The sequence below is a fragment of the bacterium genome (assembly GCA_036382775.1).
Lineage (GTDB): Bacteria > Hydrothermota > Tepidihabitantia > SM23-42 > JAOAFX01 > DASVHD01.
In genome coordinates, this window is record DASVHD010000028.1 from 45,091 (window position 1) to 67,637 (window position 22,547).

The following is a 22,547-nucleotide window of genomic DNA, read 5'->3' on the forward strand; positions in this document are numbered from 1 at the left end:
TTTAAACCTTACCTTTTCACCGGAATGATCTTTTCTTCATCGGCAAGACGCTGCTGGCCCACGACGACGACCATTTCATGCTCAGCCAGTCCGGAAAGGATTTCGGTCTGATCATCCCCGACCAGACCGGTAGATACCTTTCTTTTCGTAACTGAGCTGTCCGCGTTCACTATGAATAAAAAATCATTGATTATCGCGTCCGGGGGCAGGGCCAATACATCCTTGCGTTCGGCCACGGTGATCAATACCCGGGCGGTCATCCCCGGTTTCAGAACCAGCCGCGGATTTTCGATAGCCGCTTTTATGCTGACGGTCCGTGTCATGGGGTCGATCACCGGGCTGATCTCCGTGATCGAGCCGGTAAAGGACTGATCCGGCAGGGCATCTACGGACAGGACTATTTTTTTATTCCTGCTGAAGCAACCCGCCTCGGTTTCGGCGGCATTGAAAGCGACCTTGACACGGGCGAAGTCAACCACCTGCATGACCGGCGCCTGGGGGGTAACCATCGAGCCGATATCCACGAAGATCCGGGCGACGGCGCCACTGATCGGTGAGGTGACGTACGCTTCTTCAAAATCAAAACCTACGGTCTCGTTCTTTATCACCATCAGCCGGTCACCCTTGCTTACCCGCGAGCCGTCGGATACCATGATCTTCAGCACGCGGCCCATGGTTTCCGGAAAAACCTGCGCGGTCTTATCCGCCATGATCGCGCCGATCATCTCGCAAGACTTTATCACATTGGTTTTTTGCGCCACGACATATTCGACCGAACTGTTGACCTTGGTGCGGTCCGCGCCGGAAGATTTTTTGAACACGAAAACACGCAGCACGATGCCTACGCACACGATCAGAATCAGGCCTATAATGATCAACTTTTTCTTCATCGCATCACTCCTTTCCTGTTGCCTTGCGAATTCCCGCGCTTGCCGCGTGGTATTCCTTCAACGTATTCAAGTAATTCGTTTTTGCCTGGGTCGCCGCCAGCTGCGCATCCATGAACTCCAGGTTCGTTGCCAGGCCGCTTTTGTACCGCGTTTCCATGATCTCGAACGCCCTGGTCGCCTGGTTCACGTTCTCCTGCGCGGCACTGAGCGCTTCTTGAGAGGCAAGAAAATTCAGATAGGATTGCTTGACCTCAAGGCTGATCGCCTTTTCAAGATTTTCCCGCGCGTGCCGCGCTTCCTTGAGTTTTAACGCAGCTGATTTGTACGCGTACAGGCTCTTAAACCCGCTGAACAAGGGCAACTGGAAACCGAGCGAGAACGTCATATTTGAACCCCACTCGCTGCCGCCCAGTCCAAATGGCTTTTGCCGGTCATAGGTCGCGCCCGCCACGATCGAAGGCAAGTTCGCGGTTTGCGCTATTGACCTGCCGGCCAGCGCAATTTTTTCGACACTCTGCAGATTTTTGATCTCGGCTCGGCTTGCCAGCGCTGCGGTCGTGAGTTCCTCAAGATCATATGCCTGTTCAGTGTACTGCAATTCTCCATCCACCACGCATTCCCGGTCAAGGGGCAAACCCAGCAGCATCTTGAAACCCTCACGCGCCAGGTTCAACCCGTTTTCCGTTTGTATCACTGTCGGTTTGAAGTTAGCCACCTGGACACCAGCGCGCAGCAGCTCGAATTGCGAAACCAGGCCGGCCGCATAGCGCTTTTGCACGGCTTCTTCATGCCGCTGCAACTGGTCAAGGCTTTCGCGCATTAGTTTCACCATTTCTTCCAGCACGAGCAGGCCGTCAAAGGCCGTGGTCACGGAATACGTGACCTCCTGCTTTTTCCTATCCAGGGACATGAACGCGATATCGCGGCTCAAACCGGCGATCCGGTAGGCATTATAGACCTTGCCCCAGGTAAATAGCACCTGCTGCAACGATACCTGCAGGTCATAGTTTTCATGCTGACCGATCGGGATCGGAATGCTGTCCATCATGAAGACCGAAACATCAGTAATGTATGCGTAATATCCGCTTAGTGAAAGTGTCGGATAAAATGAGGACCTTGCTTCGCCGATACCGGCTTCAGCCTTATCAATATCGATTTGCAGCTGGATTATCTCGGGATTATTCAGCAGCGCATATTCAATAGCGTCACCGCGGTCAAAGCGAACGGTATCATGTAATGCTTGTGACATTAGGATCAGAATCGCATAAGATATCATGTCATCCTCCCTTAAGGAAACAGGAATTTAAGGCTGAAGCCGTTTTCCCATAATTTATCATCCTTATCAAAATATCCATATTTATCGAGATCGGCGCTCGCCATATAATGATAACGGCTCACTGCCTCCACTCCTACGTTTTTCAGCAGTTTGATCCGGAGCGATATCCCACCGATAAAACCAAGATCCTTTTCTTCCATTTTCCCGCCGGACGGGAGGGTGATCGTCTCGCCATCGAATGACGCTTTCCACAGATACCAGCCAAGACCGGTCACCAGATAGATCGCTGCGCGCCGGGTGCGGATAAAAGGGAGCATATTGAATTCGGTGCAGAACGAGATCGGGATATAGTCATAAACATACGTTCCCATACCGGCCATCGGCACTTCATATCGCAGGTACGTGCCGTGGACCCGGATCCCTATATTCGGGATAATATTCTCAACACCGATCTCCCCGCCGAACTGCCAGCGCGACCCGGTTTCGAGCGAATCCTGATATAATTTATAAAAACCGTAATCGGGACCCGCGTAAACCTGCGGGGATAGCGGCTTATAATTCAAACTTGCCCATAAAGAAACTGCCATAAGCAGTACGTTCATACAGCCTCCTTTAATTAGAAATAATGACTGACTGGTCAGTCATTATATATGTAAAGTGCTCTTTGTCAAGGGGGTATTTGTCTGAATCCCCTTCCTCGATGGCAGCATTATAAATCAGCATTCAATAACAGCTGGTGTCCCGTTAGGGGGAGGATATTTGTTGTAGAAAAAAGACAAACAATGGAGATTACTCAGGATATATGCAAATCAGATTATTTAGGCGGTATCGGGAATCCGGTGATGTTTTGAAAACTTTCCTGCGTTTTTTCTAAAACCTTCTTGCGGGCATCGGCCAGGGCGGCCATGATCAGGTCCTCAAGCATGCTGACGTCCTTATCGGCGAGCACCTGCGGTTCGATCTTGACGGCGACGACGTTCTGCTCGCCGTCCATTTCGATCTTCACCATGCCGCCGCCGGCGCTCCCTTCCACTTTTATCTGCCTGAGTTGTTCCAGCAGCTTTGACTGCAGTTTCATGGCCTCCTGCATGAGATTTTTCACGTGGTTCTGCCTATCTTACTTCTTCACCGTCAAACATGGTCTTGATCTTCTGGGTCATTGTGTCGATATCCTTCTTCCCCGCGTCTTCCCGCCGTATCGACAGCTCGAAGTCAGCTCCTGCCAACTTTTTAATTATCTCCAGCAAGATCTTTTGATTTTGCTGCAGTTCCTTTTTGGAGAATTCCGTGTCGGCCTTGATCACAACCGCCTTTCCTTCCCGGGAAATTTCGGCCTTGGTAAGCGTACCTGCCAGCCTCGGGCTTTTCTTAGCGAGGGCATCGAGCATCCCCTGTCTGAGGTCCAGGGTCGCCGGCGCCGCATCGGCGGCGCTGTCCTTCACAACCAATACGTCCTGCGCGTCTTGACCGGATCCCGGGTTTGAAGAGGGAATCCGGGTCGATCCCTGTACTACGAGCTGGCTCAGCAGGAGTTCCATCGCCACCCTGGGATTGACCGAACGCCGGATAGTATTTTCGGATCTCAAGCAGTACTCGATCATGTCGATCAGGTTCTCGCGCGACACCGGGATCTTATCCAGCAAAGCAAGTTCATCCTGGCTCAGCTCCAGGTACTCCTCCCTGAGACCGGCTTTGTGCAACAGCAAATTTCTTAAATATCCGACCAGTTCACGGTATATTTCCAGCGGGTCACCGCCGTCTTCGATCCCCTTGTTCAGACCCATGAGAACTGCGGTTAGATCGCGGGCGATGATCTTTCCCAGCAGGTCGCGGTAAAAATCACTGCCCAGGAAACCGACGAATTTGAAGATATCATCCTTGGTTATCGTGCCATCGATAAAAGAACCCAGCTGTTCCAGGATGCTCTCGCCGTCCCTGACGCTCCCGTCCGCGCGCACTGCCAGGTAACGCAAAGCATCGCGGTCGATCTTGATATTTTCCTTTTGGGCAACCGCGCTCAACCGCTGGGTCAGTTCGTTCAAGGAAAGCCTCTTGAAAGTGAACCGCTGGCAGCGGGAAAGGATGGTAGCCGGCACATCGGTAGGATTTGTTGTGGCAAGAATGAAAATGACATTCGCCGGCGGTTCCTCAAGGGTCTTCAACAGGGCATCAAAAGCGTCATCGGTAAGGGCATGGACCTCGTCAATAATATAGATCTTGTAACGACAGTGGAGCGGGGCATAGCGAACGCCTTCACGCAGGTCCCTGATATCATCGATCTTGCGGTTTGACGCCCCGTCGATCTCGACCACATCGATGCTGCGGCTGGCCGTTATCTCAACGCACGCCTGGCACTTCTGGCATGGCGTTACGGTCGGCCCTTCGATGCAGTTAACGCTTTTGGCAAAGACCCGAGCGGTCGTGGTTTTACCAACGCCGCGGGGACCGGCGAACAAAAAAGCGTGCCCGATGGCATTGCTCTTGATCGCGCCCTTGAGCGCCAGCACCACATGGGATTGCCCGGTCAGCTCGTCAAAGCTCTGCGGCCGGTGCTTCAGCGATATTACCTTATGCGACATAATATTCTTTATTCCTTATTTCCTGTTTTTCCTATTTTCCATTCTCTGTTTTCTATTTTCTAGCAAACAATGTCCATTGCTTAAATTCCGGTCGTGCGCCCTCTTCGCCAATGCCTTCAGGAACAGTAAGAGGAAAAGACTCGGACCAGGTTTTCCCATAACCAGTCCTTTGCTACGTACCGTTGCTTCCTTCCGGACCTGGCGGGGTTTGTAGCCGGTGCTATCATAGGGCCCAATCGTCAACGCCTTTTGCATCCGGCTGTCGCCCCTGAAAATCCTGACTCAACAGGGCATTCAATCCCGCTATAGCGGATTTCGGGTCCCCCCGCACCTTAACAGTCATCTCAATTCCTGCCTTCCTTCAGATAATGTCTTACGGTCATTATTAGGTGCGGGGTTCAGGGCACCGCTGGCTCCCCATCTAGCACGACCGGTATTTTTCAGTTTTTGAAAACTTCCGCCCTAAAGATCAGATCCTGCACGTTCATGCCGCAGGATCCTGCACCCGAGAGTACCATTAATGTCTGCAGCTGTTCGACCCGCTTCGTGTCGATCTCGGAAAGCCTTAAATATTCCGGTAATTTGATGTTCAGCAGCATGGTGCCGTCAAGCGGCCATTCATTTTTCGTGACCACAGCGCTCCTTGCGACTTCAGGATGCACTTTTATGAACCCCAGCACCGCGTCAAAAGTATTTTTCATGCGCAAGGCCGCTTTTTTGTTCTTGACCACAAAGCTTTTCTTCATAACGACGGCTTGATAAGGGAATCCCGTCATCAGATAAGTGTTAACCAGACCTTCCAGCAGCACGCTGCAGCCCAGGTAAAACAGATAACTGCGGTAGGGATCCAGTACGAACAGCGCGTCAGCCTTGTTATCCTTCAGTGCGGTCGCGATCTCGCCGGCCCGCAGAGGGATCCGGGTGATGTTCTTTATTTCATCCTTCTGCTCCATTTTCTGCAGCACCATATTCACAAGGTATTCATCGCCGGCAAGAAATCCAAGCCTCTTTCCCGCCAGATCTTTCAGCGACCTTATTTTTCCATAATCTTTGGGAATGATGATGGCATCTGCGGCGGCGCGCAGCTCCAGGGAACCGAGCACCTTGATCGTGTCATTATCGACCACGGGCGAAAGCAGGAGGTCATACCACGATACGGACGTTATGTCACACTCGCCGCTTTTGAGCTTCTCCAGCGACCCGCTCTCGATATCTACGAACAGCGGTTTGACCTTTTCCAGTTTGTAGTACTGACGCGAGGTGTCAAGTTCGGCCAGGTAGAAAGGCAGACCGCCGAACGCCCTTTCAACGCCGATCCGTACGGACGACGGCTTTAATTCCCGGTATTGAGGAAAACCAACAACAGCGATCAATGCCAGTACCGCAAGGAATATCAGGATATTCAACATTCCCTGCGTGACTCTACGGTTCAATTATTTGCCCTTCTCCAATTCCTGTATCATCATCAAATACTCAAGCGATTTCTTGGTGTTTTTCAGTTCCCGGTATGCGTAAGCAAGGTTGGTCAAAACATCGATATTCTTCGGCTCAAGCTTGAGCGCTTTGTCCTCGTATATTTCGATCGCCTTCTGGAAATTCTTGACCTGGGAATAACAGACAGCGATCATGAACCACGCCGCGAAGTCATCGCCTTTCAGGGTGATGATCTTTTCATAGTAAGAACGAGCCTCATCGTATTTTTTAAACTTAACGAGTATTTCGGCAACAGAGAACATGGCGTTCAAGTTGTTCGGCTGGATTTCAAGCGTGGCATTCCAGTCGTTGAGCGCCAGGCTGTCTTTTTTAAGGTTATAATTCGATATCCCGCGGTGATAATAACTCATGCCCAGATACTCCGTGGTAATGGCGAACCTCTCGACGTTTCGTTTCTGGGCTTCGGGTTGTTCAATGCCGAGCTTGGTCTTGAGCACCCGGTTCAACTCTTCCTCTTTTTTATCGTTGTACAGCGTCACGATCTCATTTGCCACTGCCCGGTCGAACGCGACATTCTGGAACAAACCACCCTTCTGCTGATCATACCGTTTGATAAAATATTTTATCGCGTTGGAGAACTGATCGATCGCCTTTTCATAATCCTTTTTTTCGAACATGGTACCCGCTATGCTAAAGTAAGCTTCGGGATTTTCCGGATCGATGGACAAAGCCCTGTTATAGGCGGCGGTCGCCCCTTCTTTATCGCCCATCTCGGTCCGGACATGCCCCTCGATTATAAATTGCTGGGCAGCGGTGGGATCAAGTTTCCTGGCTAATTGCAGATTGACCAGCGCTTCGTCATATTTCTTTTCTAAAAGCAATTCAGAAGCGACCTTAATAAAAGTCCCCCAATATGCAGTCAGGTTGTTCTTTTCGGTTACCGTGAACCACTTCATGGTCAACGCCGTGTCTATTTTAAAGGCATTCTGAAAGGCCTTGCTTCCTGCCTGCGAGTTACCCAGCTGGATCTCGATTTGTCCCAAGAGGCAGCGATATTCAAAATCAGCTGGCGCCTCTTCGATGCCGAGCAGACATTGTTCTTTGGCTTTTTCATACTGATTTTGAGTAATATATATCTTTGTGGCGTTCTTCCGTGTCGGCGGGCATCCAACGAACAGCACCGCCAGCAGCAACACACTTAACCAACGTTTTTTCATTGAAGCCTCCTTATGCTCCAATTGTATATAATTTTTTAAAAAAGTCAATAATTAAGAGCCCCATTCGGTTTCATCAACATAACTTCTCTTCACTTTTGTCTGCATTGTCCTACAATAAATTCCCTCCCTAAGATGGGAGGGAATAAAGGGGAGGGTGATTAATACTAAAAACCCAATAAAATTATACAACCGTCAACCCCACCTTCATCCTCCCTCCCTAACGGGGCACCAATTATTATCCCCCTACCCTTGCCCTCCCTCACTAGGGGGGAGGATAAAAAAATGGTAATGCTGTCATCAAGGTGAAGGTATTAAGGAAAGGAGTCATCTCATTGACAACGGAAAAGCGCTGATTAAAATACTGGATGGCGCGGTTTATCGTGGCTATCGACGGGGGTGCCGGGTCGGGCAAGAGCACGACGGCGAAAGGAGTCGCAAAACGCCTTGACTTTTTCTATCTCGATACCGGCGCCATGTATCGCGCCGCCGCCCTTAAATACATCATGAAAAAAGGCGATCCGTCTTCAATGGACATGGAAATCATAAAGGACATCATCGCTCATACCGAGATCGACCTGCGAAGATCCAACGGTGATATCCGCGTGTTCCTGGATGGCCGGGACGTATCGGCCGAGATCCGTTCGCTGGCGGTCAGCGAACTTGTCTCACCAGTATCGGCAGTTCCAGAGATCAGAGCCTGGATGGTCGGAAAGCAGCGCGCCGTCGCCGAGGGAAAAAATGTCGTATGCGAGGGGCGGGATATCGGTACCGTGGTTTTTCGCGACGCCCAAGTAAAGATCTTCATGCAGGCGGATTTGAAAGTGCGGGCTCGGCGCAGGGCGCTAGAAATGGCAGGACAGAACATCAAGGTCGAGTTGGCTAGGGTGTATGAAAACCTGGCGTATCGCGATCAGTATGATTCCAGCCGCGACCATTCGCCGCTTAAAAAAGCTGATGATGCGATCGTGGTCGACACCACGGACCTGACGATCGAAGAAGAGATTTCGCTGGTGGAAAAGATCGTAAAAAACAAACTGAAGTTATTAGTTAATAGTAAATAGTAATTAGTGTATAAAAAATCAAATATAATGAATTTTACATTTCCTTCAATCTACTAATAACCTAATTACTAATTGCCATTTACTATGTGATCTATGTCTATTTTATCCGCATCATACCATTCGACCCCGGGCACGCGGTTGAACCAGGTGATCTGCCGCTTGGCAAAATTCCGGGTTCGCCGTTTTGCCGCCGTGATCGCCTGTTCCAGCGTCAGCCGTCCCTCGAGATGGTCAATGATCTCCTTATAACCAATGGTCTTGAATATGCTTAATGTCCAGGGATAGCCGATTTTTGAAAGCGACGTAACCTCATCCGCCAGACCCGCCTGGATCATCGCGTCAAAACGTTGGTCGATCCTCCGGTAAAGCACTTCCCGGGGCAAGTGCAATCCGATGTACCGCGGTCTAAATGGCGCAGTTGCTTTCTTCCCGCCTATGAATGAACTCAATGGCCGACCCGTGATCTCGTAGACTTCGAGCCCGCGTAATATCCTCTGTTTATCAGCAGGTTTAATCGCCCTTGCCCATGCCGGATCGATGCGCTCCAGCCTTTCGTACATACCGGCGGTCCCGAGCACTGCCAGTTCACGGGTGAGCCGCTCTTTGACGACCTTCTGCGATGGCGGCAGTTCGTGCAGGGGTTCAAAAAGAGCCTTGATATACAGACCCGTACCGCCGCATACGACCGGAACCGATCCGCGTCCGGGGATATCGCTCAGCAATGCGTGCGCGTCCCGCGCAAATTGCCCGCATGAGTATGATTCATCGGGTTCCAGGAAATCGATCAGGTGAAATCGGATCTCACTGCGTTCTAGGCGCGTCGGCTTCGCCGTGCCGATATCAAGGTATTTGTAAACCTGGCGGGAATCCGCGGAAATGATTTCGGCATCGACAGCCTTTGCCAGGGCGATGCTGATCCGTGTCTTCCCGACTCCGGTGGGACCGATTATCGTTATGACTGGATCGTTCAATGCTATGGACCTGGACGGCTGCTAAATGTAGACGCCCAGCATTCTAAGAAAAAGTATGACGCGGTCGCCGAATAGCGCCATTACCAGCCCGCCCAGGCTTAAAAAAGGGCCGAATGGGATAGGGCTTTCGCGGTGTTTTTTAGTGACCAGCAGGTAGACAATGCCAAATAAGGACCCCGCAATAGCGCCGATGAAAACGGCGATGATAATACGGGGAAAGGCGATGAATGCGCCGATCATAGCGGTCAGGAACACATCGCCCATGCCCATGACCTCTTTTTTGTATGCCCAGCCGCCCAGCACGCGGATGAGCAGTATCAGCCCCCCGCCAAAGAACGCGCCGATAAGACCAAGCCAGAAATTGCCATACAAAATCTGGAACACCAATCCCAGCAGGATCCCGGGCAGGGAAATAATGCTCGGTATTATCTGGTGGGTAAAATCGATCCCCGAGATGACGATCAGACTGCAAATGAAGACCAGGTAAAAGATCAATGCCAGGCTGAAACCGTACTGATGGTATAAGAACAAAAACGCCAAACCGGTGAGAAGTTCGACCAGCGGATACTGCCATGATATCGGTTTTCGGCAATGCGCACATTTTCCGCCCAGAAAGACATAGCTCAGCAGCGGGATATTTTCATACCAGCGGATGGGCTTGCGGCAGTGGGGGCAGAACGAATTGGGACGGATGATCGACACCGACCGCGGCAGCCGGTAGATCAGCACGTTTAAAAATGAACCGAAGACGAGCCCGAATATAAAGGAAAAAACCGTGTAGAGAATCGTCACTTTTTCGGGCTCTGCAACCGGAAATCGAAATAGACCGTATAGGAATCCAGGCACTTGTGGACCGCCTCGATGCTCTCACCAATGGTTGCCAGCACTTCCTCATATGAACAGTGACTCATCTTGGGCATGGAAAATACGGCTTTCTTCAATCCCGGGACAAGCGCTGAAGCAACGATATCATGCTCGGCCAGGCTGATGAAAACATCGGCGTTGTTTCGCGGTCTTCTCAGTTCTTTTTCCTCAATGATCCTGTTACCCATGTCAACCAGGGATTTGATCATACCGTAAAAAAGATATTTCACTTTCTCGATCACCTTCACACTCTGGGGAGAATTCATTTCCGGTGGTTTTTTTATGGTGGCTTTGATCTCTTCAATATTTTTCAGCATTCTGTCGTACTGCGCCCTTGATATACCGAGGTTCATTTACGCTAATTATATGTGATAAAGAGCCCTTGTCAATGCGTTCCAAGCGGAGTGGGGGTTTAAAAAAACAAAAGGGGGAGGATTAACCTCCCCCTTTAGCTATAAATTACTTTTTCCGTTTCTTTTTCTTCTTTGTTGTTTTCTTCTTAGTTTTTTTCTTTGCACCGCACGCTTTCATTATACCTCCTTTATGCAATAGTATAATCATCATTCATATTTTGTCAAGAACTATTTTAAGATTTCCAGATAATCCAGAAATTTTTGTTGGCGCCTCGCGGGTCTTGACAAACAGGTCTTTTTTATTATATTAAATATAGATATAAAAAAGGAGCGGTATGAAAAATTCTGTCAATCTTCTGAATGTTATTATCATGCTGGCGGCTTTGCTGTGCTTGACCTTTGCTGCCCAGCGCGTCGTAGCCGTGGAAATGATCACGGACGAAACTTGAACAGCGTGCGGCAGTGCCAGTATGGCACTAGACCAGATCATATGGAACCATCCCGGTCAGATCGCCGCCGTTGACGTGCATTACCCGGCCGGCAATCATTTCTACCTGCAGGAAGCGACCGAACGAATTCAATACTATCCACCGCCGTTCGCCGGCATGTACGTGCCGCCATGGATGTGGTTCGACGGTAACAACCACAGCAGCATGGATTATTCGATCTGGGAATCACTCATCGTAGACCGCATGAGCGAAGAAGCGCCCGTGACCATAACCATGGACGGTGCTTATTCGACCGGCGATGACACCGGTACGGTTTTCGTGAATATCCGGAATGATTCGACGGCAGAGATCTCCGGACGCGTGATCATCGTCATCACCGAAGATAGCCTTGTTTATGCGGCTCCCAATGGAGTGATGGTCCACAACAGCGTGCCCAGGGATTATATCCCGGACGACAGCGGAACGACCGTCACCATCCCGGCCGGTGATTCGGTCACCGTAACGCAGGCTATCATCGCAAGTTCCGGTTGGGTCGATGCCAATCTCAACCTGCTGGCCTGGATCCAGAACGATATCGAGCAGCCCGACTCCACAAAAGAAATCTGGCAGAGCGCCATTGTAAAACTCGTTGAACTCGGGATCGCTGAGCATGGAGCACCGGCGGCGCGGTCGATCCTGCAGCCGGCGCCGAATCCTTGCGTGGATGGCACGTCGTTCTTGTTCAGCCTGGCGCCGGGCGAGCGCTACTCGATCCGTCTTTTTGACATTGCTGGACGTGAGATCAGGACTTACACCGGCACCGCGCGCGATACCCGGGAACGCGTGTACTGGAACCTTAAAGACAAACATGGCGATGCCGTGGCTCAGGGCGTTTATTTTTATCGTTTTGACAGCGGCAACAGCGCTGCAACCGGGAAGATCGTCGTTCGCTGATCGGCTGATCGCAGTTATTTTTCGGCTAAGGCACAGGGATCCAGATCCTGTGCCTTATTCTTTTGACAGCACCTGATCCAGCGGAAGCTCTTTCTGGAACTCGTAGATCTCCTTGATCATCCGCTTGATATCATAGGTGTACTGCCAGCCGGGATAGTCATGCTGGAATTTTTTCACGCTGCTGATGTACCAGATGTGATCGCCGATCCGGTTCTTATCCTCATACTTGTAGACAAGCTTCTTGCCGGATAACTCCTCGATATCGTCGATGGCTTCGAGGATCGAACAATTACTATGCCGGCTGCCGCCCATGTTGTAGACCGCGGCGACCCTGGGTTTGCGGAAAAAATGATAGAACGCGTTCACCAAGTCGTATGAATGGATGTTATCCCTGACTTGTTTACCTTTGTAACCGAATACATGATACGTTATCCCGGCGATGCCGCACCGCACCAGATACGAAAGGAAACCGTGCAGCCTTGTGCCTGAATGCGCCGGACCGGTCAGGCAGCCGCCGCGGAAACAAACCGTCTTCATGTTAAAGTACCGGCCGTACTCCTGAACCAGCACGTCGGCCGCTACCTTGGACGCGCCGAATAAAGAATGCAGGCAACCGTCAATGCTCATCGTCTCGTCGATGCCGTCATTGTACGGATGGTCTTTTCTGATCTCATACCGCTTTTCCTGCTCGACCAACGGGAGCCGGTTCGGCGTATCGCCGTAGACCTTGTTCGTGGAAACAAAAATGAACACCGCTTCCGGCGCGAACTGGCGTGTCGCTTCCAGCAGATTCAGGGTTCCGTTGGCGTTCACGCCGAAATCAGTGAACGGCTCCTTGGCCGCCCAGTCGTGGGACGGCTGCGCCGCGCAGTGGATCACGATCTCCGGTTTGGATTCCTTGAATACCTTTGATAGTTCTTCAAAGTTCCTAATATCGATATTTTTATGGCGGTAATTAGCGGGGTAACGGCTGGTCAGGCGGTCCCGCATCCATTGGGTGGAAGCTTCCTTGCCGAAAAAATACGCCCGCAGATCGTTATCTATGCCGATGATGTCAAATCCCTTGTCGATAAAAAAAGATACGGACTCGGAACCGATAAGTCCGGCAGAACCCGTTATAATGGCCGTGCTTTTATTCATTGTCCATCTCTCCTTTGCGCATTAACTCAGCTTTGACATGTTTGAATATCGTCCCGGTACCGTTCAGGCTGCGATGCCCAAGTTCCCATGCTTTTTCATGCATGCGCCGGTACATGTCACTGGACCCGAGGATCGCGGCAAGCGGCGCGGTCAGTTCATCCGGCGAACTGACCCATTCGCCGGCGCCGTTCGCCTTGAGAAAGTGCGCGAACCGGTGCTCCTGGGCAGAACCCGCGCGGGGCGTGATGACGACCATGGGTCGCCCGAGACCGAGACCTTCAGCCATGGTCACGGAACCTGGCTTGCTCACGATAACATCGGCTGCCCACATGAATTCATGCATATTTGACACCGCGCCGAACAGATGCAGGGGCCACCGCGCGCGTGTTTTGAGCGCCTGCGCTTTGATAAAGTCCTTCTCGTTCTTTCCAAAAATGACCGCCAACTGGACGGGCGATTCGATCTGCATGATCGCCTTGATCGCGGTATGGAAATCGACCATGGTGCCGAGCAGTCCGCCGATCAGCAGGACCGTCGGTTTATCGGGTAGCAGCCCCAGCGATCGCCTGACTTCCTTCACGTCACTTTTAGTGACCGGCAAAAATCCGGCGCGCAGCGGCATACCGGAAACCGTGATCCTGTCGACCGCGACCTGGTAGGTAAGAAGTTCATCGCGCAGCGGTTCGTTCATCACGTAGTAACGGTCGATCGCCTTGTTCACCCACAACCCGTGGACCGCCAGATCGATAATAATGGTATGCATAGGTACGTTGAAAAAATCCTTCAAGCGCCCGGCTACGACGTTTACCTCTGGCTGCAGTGAAACGATGATGTCGGGCTGTCCGAACTTGTGCTTCAGTTTCTGAAAGGTCGCGCTCATGGAAAAGATCATGCCTTCGGCAAAACGGTATCCGCCCAGCATTACCTCGTTCTGCTTCTGCAGGTTCTTATAACCGCTCTTGAACAGACCCTTGAGCTTGAGATCGCCCAGCCTTCCCAGCGCGTCGGTCCGTGAGCCGGCGGGCGAGTAATCAAGCAGGTTCATGATCTCCGGAACGAACTGTCCGTTCCCCGCTTCCTTGACGTAATCGTAAAAGGCAAAGCTCGGATAGGTGTGCCCGCCCTTCCGCGAACAGTACATGACCCAGATCTTTTTAAGCCGCTTGTGAGCCATAAGTTTGAAAGTACTCGTACTATAATCAGAAAAACCGCTGAAGTCAATAACCAGCGCTGCCGTATCGCTCCTTGACTTGCCCGCGAATCCGTATACACTATGGCGCCATGTCACTTGTATTGCTAAGCGCTGTACTGTTCAACGCAAACGCCGTCTACATCGGCGAATTCAGCGGTCCGATCACGCCCGCCTCGAGCGCGTATTTTCTAGAGGCGATCACCCAGGCCGAGAACGACAGCGCGTCGTGCCTTATCATAAAAATGGATACGCCGGGTGGCCTCGACGAATCCATGCGGGAAATAACCAAGCGTATTCTCAACGCGTCCGTGCCCGTAGTTGTCTACGTCGCGCCCAAAGGCGCACGCGCGGCATCAGCCGGCGTCTTTATCCTGTACGCGAGCCACGTCGCGGCGATGGCGCCGGGTACCAATGTCGGCGCCGCGCACCCGGTAGGATTGGGCGGTGAGAAACAGGACAGCGTCATGATCGGCAAGGTGACCAACGATGCGGTCGCGTATCTGCAATCGCTGGCCAAGGAACGGCATCGGAACATTGCCTGGGCCGAGCAGGCTGTGCGCCAGAGCGTCTCCGTGGACGCGGACACAGCGCTCAAACTCGGGATCTGCGAGATCATTGCCCCCAACGATCAGGACCTTATCGCCCAGCTTGACGGACGGCAGGTCGTCGTTAACGAAGACACGCTGACCCTGACGGTCGCGTCGGCGCCGGTCAAGAAAGTCGTAATGTCATTCCGGGACCGCCTGCTCCTGATAATCACCAACCCCAATATCGCTTATATCCTGCTCCTCCTTGGTATTTATGGATTGTTCTTTGAATTGCAGCATCCGGGACTTATTTTTCCGGGCGTGGTCGGCGGCATCTGTCTTATTCTCGCCTTCTACGCGCTTCACATCCTGCCGGTGAACTACGCCGGAGTAGCCCTTATTGTTTTATCGGCCATCTTTTTCATTATTGAAATATACCTTACGTCGCACGGGCTGGCGACTATCGGCGGCGTTATCGCGCTGGTCATCGGCTCGGTCATTCTGTTCAATAGCAATGTACCGTTCCTGCGTGTTTCATGGGAGGTGATCATGCTCGTTGCCATAATCATTGTCGCGTTCGTGGTGCTGATGCTGATCATGGGTATCGGCGCCCAGTTCCGCAAACCCGCCAGCGGCAAGGAAGGGATGGTCGGCGAATCCGGCATCGCCAAGACCGAGATCGATTCTGAAGGCGGAACGGTTTTTGTCCACGGCGAATTATGGAACGCCGTCAGCGACAAACCCATCAAGAAAAACAGCCGGGTCAAGGTCGTAAACGCTTCCGGGGTGCTTCTGAAAGTCGAGCCCCTGTAATGGCGTGGATCCTGCTCTGCGCTGCGTTTGAGACCTCACTATTCCCGGCCAGCGATTTTCTCGAAGCCCGCTTTAACCCGGCATATCACGCCCGGACCCGCACTGAATTCTCTATCACCGCGGACGAACGTTTCAGTCTGTCCGACCTGAGTACCTATACTGCCCGGTCGCAAATCAGGAACCTGGCGTTTGAAGTTACACGATTCGGCAATAGCCTGTACCGCGAAAATAGCCTGACGTTCGGATACGGGTTTGCCATCCGCGGCACCCTGCATGCCGGAGTCGATGTCTCGGCTTTGAACTGCTGGATAAAAGACCTTTCCAGCCGGTATTCATACGCGGTCCGTTGCGGGGCATGTTTCGCGTCTCCTACTGGCGAGCTTGGCTTGTGGCTGAACAATTTGAACATTCCGCGGTTCAGCGAAACCGACCGCGTACCGCTGACCTACGGCGCGCGCGGGGTCTACGCGGTGAACACCGTCCTTTCCTGCCGGTTATCCGCCCGGTCCACGGAAACGCAGGTTCCTTTTCTCAATATCGGAATCGGTATTGTCCCGGGCTCGCTCCTGGCGTTAGACCTTGGTGTCAATTCCGACCCGCTCTGGCTTGAATATGGTTGTACCGTTCGGCTGGGAACGCTGGCCGTGAACTACTCCGGGCATAACCATCAGCAGCTGGGACTCACCCACGCATTGACACTCCTGTTCAGTTCGCATTGATCTGACATAAAGTGACGCTCCTGCTTATTCTGCTCGTTACGAGCACTGACATTTTTGAAACCGAGGAAACCAGGGATTACAACCTGATCATCGCCGAAACCGATTACCTGAAAGCCCACCCCATCGATATTAATTCCGCAACGATCGATGATCTCATGAGGATACCATACTTGAGCGCCGGTGACTGCATGCGGATAATCGATCTCAGGAACAAAACGGGCAGGATAAATTCCTGGGAAGAACTGGCTTCCAGCCGGCAGGTCGACCGGCTGACGATCAGCCGCATCAAACCGTACCTTACCTTTGCGGCCAAGCCGTACCGTCTTGAGATATTGAAGTCGCGCCTGCGATGGCGCCAGGCGGTCAGCGATCAGCACGCCAATGATTATTACACGCGCAGCCAGGCGCTGTTTGCCGGTCATCATAACCTGTTCCTTGTATCCGAGCAGGACGCCGGCGAGAGCTCGTTCTTTGATTACTGGGCTGGAGGCCTGCTCGTGAATGACGGCAAACGCAGGTTCGCGATGGGAGCCTATGATCTCGACCTGGGCTCAGGCGTGATGCTGTCCTCGGTCGGTTCGATCTTCCAGGCAACTGATTTCCGGGTCGCGAGCGTTGAACGGGGCATCGTGCCGTACACATCGGCGATGGAGAACAACGCGTTTTTCGGCGCCGCTTACGGCGACTCGCTGCTGGTCCCCTTTACGCTGTTCTTTTCCGACCACAAACTCGACGGCCGGGTCGATACCGCCGACATCGCCTGGTCCCTGGATATGACCGGCGATCACAGCGACTCTGCCGGGCTCGCCAGAAAAGACCGCATCGATGAAGAAATCATGGGTTATGACGTCGGGTATGCGGTCTCCGGCCTGGTCATAGGGCACCGCTCTTACGTCTGCACTTACACCCCGCAGTTCGCGACTAAGGATTCGCTGTTTGGATTCTACGGACGGCAGTTCTGGATGTCGGGTTTCAGCGCCCGCTACAAAAGCAATAACTTCATTCTTTTTTCCGAAGCCGCGCGCGCAAACCAGAATCGCCTGGGCGGTCTGTTCGGACTGGGCAGCATATTCCCTCACCGCACGGAATTCAGCGTTGCGGGCAAGTATTTTCCGGCCGGGTATTACTCGCCGAAGGGCGTGGAAGCCCGCGATGATTATTTCGGCCTGACCGCGGACATCGGCCAGACATCGTTCATCGCCCGGCTGGGCGCGACCTTGAACATCAGCAGTCCGGCCTCTGCCGAGTCGACCAGTTACGATTTGAAGTTCAATTTCGAAAAAAACATGACCATTATCGATTCCAAAATCCAGCTGCGCTGGAAAACGCTCGAAACCGACCGCGAGCTTTCGGGTGCCAAGATCTTCGTCCGCTTCAGACCGACCGGCTGGTTATACTGCGACGTTCGCCTTGAAGAAAAACATGTTTACACCGATGATGACTCGCTGGACAGGGGGATGTTCATATCGTGCGACCTGGGTGTCGACGCGGAGCGGTTTGATATTAAAACGCGTTATGGCGTTTTTGACACGGATTCGTATGGCGCGCGGATCTTTGCCTATGAACCTGACCTGCCGGGTGTCATCAGCAACCGGATACTGTACGGTCAGGGACAGTACGGGATCCTTTATCTCTCGGTGAAGCCGGTAAAGCAAATGTCGGTAAGCGTCAAGTGCACCGCGCTTCGCAAGGTTGTAACGAACTATTACATTGGCATGCAGGTCGATTTTAATTTGTAGTCTGACACCGATATAAATTGTTTGATTGATCACCTTTTTGCAAACCTGAAGGTTTGCCCTACCTTGTCATTCCCGCGCATGCGGGAATCCAGATGTTTATGACCCTGGACTCCTGATTTCTCGGGAGTGACAGAAAAAATGAATCGCGACAAAAGAAATAATTAGTATTACTTGAATAATCCCTGAAGGTATTTTTCAACTGCAGCTAATTTTTTTACATCCGCGCCGCCACCCTCGGCGAGATGCGGTTTCCCGCCACCCCCGCCGCTCCAGATCTTGCCTATCTCTTTAATGAGTTGGTTTGCTGGATGTTTTTTTATTAAATTATCACCAACAAAGACAATATAATCTGTTTTTTCGTTTTTATAAGTTATATATAAAACACCAATCAGAGTATCATTTTTCTCTCTTATTCTATCAGCTACAGCTTTTAAATTAATATTACCATATCTTTCATCGAGTCTATCAATTATATAATTTTTCTTTTCATTTTTTACTTTTTCTAAAAGTCTTTCAGCATCTATAGCAATTGCTTTTGAAACCCAATAGTCAATATCCTTTAGATATTCTTCACTTTCAATTAACATATTAATCACTCTTTTTATCAAACCTGAATCAGAATCAGACTTTAACTTGCTTTTTAATTCATTAATAATTTTATCTTTTTGCTGGATCTCATCGTACAGCTTCATCCCGACCACGGCCTCGATCCTGCGGATCCCCGCCGCGGCTGATTCCTGTGCCGTGATCTTGAGCATGCCGATCTCGCCCGTGCGGTCGCAATGGGTGCCGCCGCAGAGCTCGATCGAAAAACCATCGATGCGGATGACCCGCACGTTCTCGCCGTACTTTTCGCCAAAAAGGGCCATGGCGCCCAGCTTCTTGGCTTCGTCCAGGTTCGTGTAGAATTTCTCGACCGCCAGATCAGCCATGATTTTTTCGTTAACTTTCTTCTCGACGGCATCCATTTCATCATCGCTCAGCGGTTTGAAATGCGTGAAATCAAAACGGAACCTGCCAGGTTCCACAAAGGAACCTTCCTGGCGAGCATGCTCGCCCAAGACCTGGCGCAGCGCGGCATGCAGCAGATGCGTCGCCGTATGCGCCCTTGCGCATTCCTTTCTCCATACTACATCGACGGCGGCGCGAACCTGCTGCACCGAGAACGTTCCTTCGGTCAGGACGCAGTGACAGACCGCTGCCTGCTGGAAATTATAAGTATCGGTCACGTCAAGTTTAAAATCCTTGCCTGTGATCATACCCTTGTCGCCGACCTGGCCGCCCGACTCGGCATAAAATGGGTTATCCTTCAGCACCAGGTCGATAGTCTTGCCGTGCATATTGTAACGAAGGATGTCCGTTTCCACTTCTGTTGTTTCATAACCGACGAATTTCCAGGCACCTTCTTGCAGCACCTTCCATTCACCCTTGGGGATGAATTTCGCTTTTATCCTGGACATGTTCCGCGCCTGCTCCAGCATTTCGTAAAATTGCGCTTCCTCCACGGTAATGCCGCGCTCGCCGGCGATCTCGACGGTCAATTCTAAGGGGAAGCCATAGGTGTCATACAACTTGAACGCATCGGCGCCGGAGATATTTTTCCCCTTGCTGCTGATCTCTTCAAACTGCAGGAGTCCCTTGTCCAGGGTGTCCAGGAACCGCTCTTCTTCGGATTTCACCACCAGCGCGATCTCTTCGCGGCGCTTCGTGAGGTCAGGATAAGCTCCCTTGAACATATCGATGACCGTGCCGACCAGCTGGTAGATGAACGGCCCCTCGATCTTGAGCGTGCGCCCAAGTCGCAACGCGCGGCGCAGCAGTTTTCTCAGCACGTACCCGCGTTCCTCGTTCGACGGTATGATACCGTCGCCGATCCCGAAAGTGAGGGCACGGCTGTGGTCGGCGATGACATTTACCGTGACATCCTGCTGGCGATCGCGTCCGTAGACAAGGCTGGCGTATCCGGTTATCATCTCTATGATCGGGTAGAACAGGTCGGTCTGAAAATTCGTATCTTTGTTCTGCAGCACCGAAACCAGCCGTTCAAAACCCATCCCGGTATCAACGCCCTTATTTTTCAGGGGCAGGCGTTCGCCCGACACGGTCTGGTCGAATTGCGGGAACACGAGATTCCAGATCTCGATATACCGGTCGCAATCGCATCCCGGCGCGCACTCTTTCTTACCACAGGAGAATTTTTCACCGAGGTCATAGTAAACTTCCGAACAGGGACCGCATGGCCCCGAGTTGCCGGCGGGACCCCAAAAATTCGTCTCATCGCCGAGCTTGAATATGCGATCGGCGCTCAAACCGATCTTTTTACGCCAAATGGAGTAAGATTCATCGTCGCTGTCAAGCACCGATACCAGCAGGCGCTTTGTGTCTATCCCCAACACCGATACCAGGTATTCCCACGCCCAGGTGATCGCCTCCTCCTTGAAGTAATCACCGAACGAAAAGTTGCCCAGCATTTCAAAGAATGTAAGGTGGCGGCGCGTCTTGCCTACATTGTCCAGGTCAGATAGCCGCAGGCATTTCTGGATGCTCGCCGCTCGTTTGTAGGGCAGCGGAATAGATCCTGTCCATAGCGGTTTGAACTGAACCATTCCGGCGATAGTGAAAAGCACGGTCGGATCGTCGCGCGGTATCAAAGACATTGATGGCACGACCGTATGGTCGCGTTTCTTAAAAAAATCAAGGAAACTATCCCGTAGTTGCTGGCTATTCATGGTTTTCTCTGCCGCTCAGCAGTTCATATACGATGCCCGGCGTAAAACCCCGGGATACCAGGCGGCGGAATATCTTGTGCTTACTCTTGGGGTCACGGGCATCAAGATCTTTGAGTTTCCGCGCCATGAATTCCTGCGCCAGAGTTCTTTCATCCCGTTTCTCCGTGATTTTGTCGATCACTTCCGGCGGGATACCTTTTTTCCGGAGTTGGTGCGCGATGAAAATATTGCCTTTCGGGTTTAATTTTGTGTAGTCACTGACGAACTCCAGCACGAACCGCTCGTCGTCGACCGTTTTATCGGCGGTCAGATCCTGGATGATTTCGCCGACCAGCGGCTCATCAAATCCAAGCCGCACCAGTTTATCCTTGAGCTCAAGGCTTGAGCGATCGTGAAAGCGCAGTATCCGGAAAGCGCGCTCCCGGATCCGTTCTTTTTCCTGCGCCAGCACTATCGTCTGGATCTCGTCCGTTGTCAGCTCCTGGTCCACGTGCAGATCAAGCTTCATGACCACATCATTGCTCAAGCCGAACTTGAACTCACCGTCGATAAAAATCGACGAGCGTCGCTTGTTCTTTTTCTGCGGTTCGATCTTACTTATTTTCAACTGGCTTGGTCTTGGGGAAAAGTTTGGCCCGAAGTTTTTCTTCGAGTTTTTCCGCGATATCCTTGTTGCTTTTAAGAAATTCGATCGCGGCGTCGCGACCCTGGCCGATCCGTTCTTCACCGCAGGAGAACCAGGTGCCCGATTTCTCGATGAACCCGTGGTCAACGCCAAGATCCACGAGCTCGCCATACCTGGAAATGCCTTCACCGTAGATAATATCGAATTCAGCTTCGCGGAACGGCGGTGCCATTTTGTTCTTCACGACTTTTACCTTGGTCCGCGAGCCGACGATCGTTTCACCTTTCTTGATCGTCGCGATCCTCCTGATATCGACCCGAACTGACGAGTGGAACTTCAACGCCAAACCACCCGGCGTGGTTTCCGGCGAACCGTATAGGACGCCGATCTTCATGCGGATCTGGTTAATGAACACCGCGCAAGTCTTTGATTTGCTGATGACACTGGTCAATTTACGCAACGCCTGGGACATGAGCCGTGCTATCAACCCAACCTGCATTTCGCCCATCTCGCCCGCGATCTCGGCCTTGGGCACCAGGGCGGCGACCGAATCAATAACAATAATATCAATACCGCCCGACCGCGTAAGGATCTCGGCGATCTCGAGCGCCTGCTCGCCCGTATCCGGCTGCGAGATTAAAAGATCGTCCAAGTTGACGCCGATCGCCTGCGCGTACTTCGGATCGAACGCGTGCTCCGCGTCTACAAATATCGCCGTGCCGCCGGCGCGCTGCGCCTGGGCAACAGCGGTCAGGGCAAGCGTTGTTTTACCCCCAGCCTCAGGTCCGTAGATCTCAATGACACGGCCGCGTGGGAATCCACCGATCCCCAGCGCACTGTCCAGGGCAAGCGAACCGGTCGGTATAACCTCAACATCAACCCTGGATTGGCTCTCGCCCAGCCGCATCACTGAACCCTTTCCAAACTGCTTTTCGATCTGACTGATCGCCATGGAAAGGACTTTATCTTTTTCTTCCTTAGGCATACTCCTCCTTATTTCTTTTGATAATCATAGTCAATTCCCACACCAAGTCAA

At 52.0% G+C, this 22,547-nt stretch carries 20 protein-coding genes and 1 other RNA gene; 5 read left to right on the forward strand and 16 right to left on the reverse strand.

Annotation, left to right across the window (positions count from 1 at the left end; genetic code table 11):
• Nucleotides 1–8: 8 nt before the first annotated feature.
• The 8 genes from VF399_04895 to VF399_04930 all read right to left on the reverse strand — a co-directional run bounded on the left by VF399_04895 (nucleotide 9) and on the right by VF399_04930 (nucleotide 7,396).
• A complete protein-coding gene (locus VF399_04895) occupies nucleotides 9–890 on the reverse strand; it encodes an efflux RND transporter periplasmic adaptor subunit (protein HEX7319677.1) in 882 nt (293 codons plus the stop codon).
• A gap of 4 nt (nucleotides 891–894) precedes the next feature.
• On the reverse strand, nucleotides 895–2,166 hold the full coding sequence (locus VF399_04900) for a TolC family protein (protein HEX7319678.1): 1,272 nt from the start codon (nucleotides 2,164–2,166) through the stop codon (nucleotides 895–897).
• Between the two features lie 11 nt (nucleotides 2,167–2,177).
• Nucleotides 2,178–2,768, reverse strand: a complete 591-nt coding sequence (locus tag VF399_04905; protein ID HEX7319679.1) for a hypothetical protein — start codon at nucleotides 2,766–2,768, stop codon at nucleotides 2,178–2,180.
• 212 nt (nucleotides 2,769–2,980) lie between these two features.
• On the reverse strand, nucleotides 2,981–3,268 hold the full coding sequence (locus VF399_04910) for a YbaB/EbfC family nucleoid-associated protein (protein ID HEX7319680.1): 288 nt from the start codon (nucleotides 3,266–3,268) through the stop codon (nucleotides 2,981–2,983).
• A gap of 10 nt (nucleotides 3,269–3,278) precedes the next feature.
• Nucleotides 3,279–4,745, reverse strand: coding sequence for a DNA polymerase III subunit gamma/tau (dnaX, locus tag VF399_04915; GenBank protein ID HEX7319681.1), 1,467 nt, complete (start codon nucleotides 4,743–4,745; stop codon nucleotides 3,279–3,281).
• 91 nt (nucleotides 4,746–4,836) lie between these two features.
• An RNA gene (ffs, locus tag VF399_04920) (signal recognition particle sRNA large type) lies at nucleotides 4,837–5,175 on the reverse strand.
• A gap of 10 nt (nucleotides 5,176–5,185) precedes the next feature.
• Nucleotides 5,186–6,178, reverse strand: coding sequence for an ABC transporter substrate-binding protein (locus VF399_04925; protein ID HEX7319682.1), 993 nt, complete (start codon nucleotides 6,176–6,178; stop codon nucleotides 5,186–5,188).
• Nucleotides 6,179–7,396 (reverse strand): tetratricopeptide repeat protein, encoded by a 1,218-nt coding sequence (locus tag VF399_04930; protein ID HEX7319683.1) that lies wholly within the window; start codon nucleotides 7,394–7,396, stop codon nucleotides 6,179–6,181.
• Between the two features lie 365 nt (nucleotides 7,397–7,761).
• On the opposite strand from VF399_04930, the gene cmk reads away from it, so the two are divergent.
• On the forward strand, nucleotides 7,762–8,457 hold the full coding sequence (gene cmk / locus VF399_04935; protein ID HEX7319684.1) for a (d)CMP kinase: 696 nt from the start codon (nucleotides 7,762–7,764) through the stop codon (nucleotides 8,455–8,457).
• Nucleotides 8,458–8,525: 68 nt separating this feature from the next.
• On the opposite strand, the gene miaA is transcribed toward cmk, so the two are convergent.
• From miaA to VF399_04950, 3 genes are read right to left on the reverse strand one after another with little or no spacing between them, the layout of a single operon-like run.
• Nucleotides 8,526–9,428, reverse strand: coding sequence for a tRNA (adenosine(37)-N6)-dimethylallyltransferase MiaA (miaA, locus tag VF399_04940; GenBank protein HEX7319685.1), 903 nt, complete (start codon nucleotides 9,426–9,428; stop codon nucleotides 8,526–8,528).
• A gap of 21 nt (nucleotides 9,429–9,449) precedes the next feature.
• Entirely contained in the window at nucleotides 9,450–10,220 is a 771-nt protein-coding gene (locus VF399_04945; protein HEX7319686.1) for a prepilin peptidase, read from the reverse strand.
• Entirely contained in the window at nucleotides 10,217–10,645 is a 429-nt protein-coding gene (locus VF399_04950) for a hypothetical protein (protein HEX7319687.1), read from the reverse strand. The genes VF399_04945 and VF399_04950 overlap by 4 nt, the downstream gene beginning before the upstream one ends.
• 470 nt (nucleotides 10,646–11,115) lie before the next feature.
• Between VF399_04950 and VF399_04955 the strand changes: the two genes are divergently transcribed.
• Nucleotides 11,116–12,027, forward strand: coding sequence for an Omp28-related outer membrane protein (locus VF399_04955; GenBank protein HEX7319688.1), 912 nt, complete (start codon nucleotides 11,116–11,118; stop codon nucleotides 12,025–12,027).
• A gap of 54 nt (nucleotides 12,028–12,081) precedes the next feature.
• Here VF399_04955 and VF399_04960 read toward each other — a convergent pair whose 3' ends face one another.
• On the reverse strand, nucleotides 12,082–13,167 hold the full coding sequence (locus VF399_04960; protein HEX7319689.1) for an NAD-dependent epimerase/dehydratase family protein: 1,086 nt from the start codon (nucleotides 13,165–13,167) through the stop codon (nucleotides 12,082–12,084).
• Nucleotides 13,160–14,455, reverse strand: coding sequence for a glycosyltransferase (locus VF399_04965; GenBank protein HEX7319690.1), 1,296 nt, complete (start codon nucleotides 14,453–14,455; stop codon nucleotides 13,160–13,162). Before VF399_04965 ends, VF399_04960 begins: the two co-directional genes overlap by 8 nt.
• On the opposite strand from VF399_04965, the gene VF399_04970 reads away from it, so the two are divergent.
• From VF399_04970 to VF399_04980, 3 genes are read left to right on the forward strand one after another with little or no spacing between them, the layout of a single operon-like run.
• A complete protein-coding gene (locus VF399_04970; protein ID HEX7319691.1) occupies nucleotides 14,449–15,699 on the forward strand; it encodes a nodulation protein NfeD in 1,251 nt (416 codons plus the stop codon). The genes VF399_04965 and VF399_04970 overlap by 7 nt on opposite strands.
• Nucleotides 15,699–16,418 carry a hypothetical protein gene (locus VF399_04975; GenBank protein HEX7319692.1) on the forward strand — a complete coding sequence of 240 codons (720 nt, stop codon included), beginning with the start codon at nucleotides 15,699–15,701 and terminating at the stop codon, nucleotides 16,416–16,418. The genes VF399_04970 and VF399_04975 overlap by 1 nt, the downstream gene beginning before the upstream one ends.
• An 11-nt stretch (nucleotides 16,419–16,429) precedes the next feature.
• Nucleotides 16,430–18,157, forward strand: a complete 1,728-nt coding sequence (locus VF399_04980) for a helix-hairpin-helix domain-containing protein (protein ID HEX7319693.1) — start codon at nucleotides 16,430–16,432, stop codon at nucleotides 18,155–18,157.
• A gap of 167 nt (nucleotides 18,158–18,324) precedes the next feature.
• Here the strand turns inward: VF399_04980 and alaS are convergent, their stop codons facing one another.
• From alaS to recA, 3 genes are read right to left on the reverse strand one after another with little or no spacing between them, the layout of a single operon-like run.
• A complete protein-coding gene (gene alaS, locus VF399_04985) occupies nucleotides 18,325–20,886 on the reverse strand; it encodes an alanine--tRNA ligase (protein HEX7319694.1) in 2,562 nt (853 codons plus the stop codon).
• Nucleotides 20,879–21,493, reverse strand: coding sequence for a RecX family transcriptional regulator (locus VF399_04990; protein HEX7319695.1), 615 nt, complete (start codon nucleotides 21,491–21,493; stop codon nucleotides 20,879–20,881). The genes alaS and VF399_04990 overlap by 8 nt, the downstream gene beginning before the upstream one ends.
• Nucleotides 21,480–22,496: a recombinase RecA gene (gene recA / locus VF399_04995; GenBank protein HEX7319696.1), complete on the reverse strand. Its 1,017-nt coding sequence runs from the start codon at nucleotides 22,494–22,496 to the stop codon at nucleotides 21,480–21,482. Before recA ends, VF399_04990 begins: the two co-directional genes overlap by 14 nt.
• Between the last annotated feature and the right edge of the window lie 51 nt (nucleotides 22,497–22,547).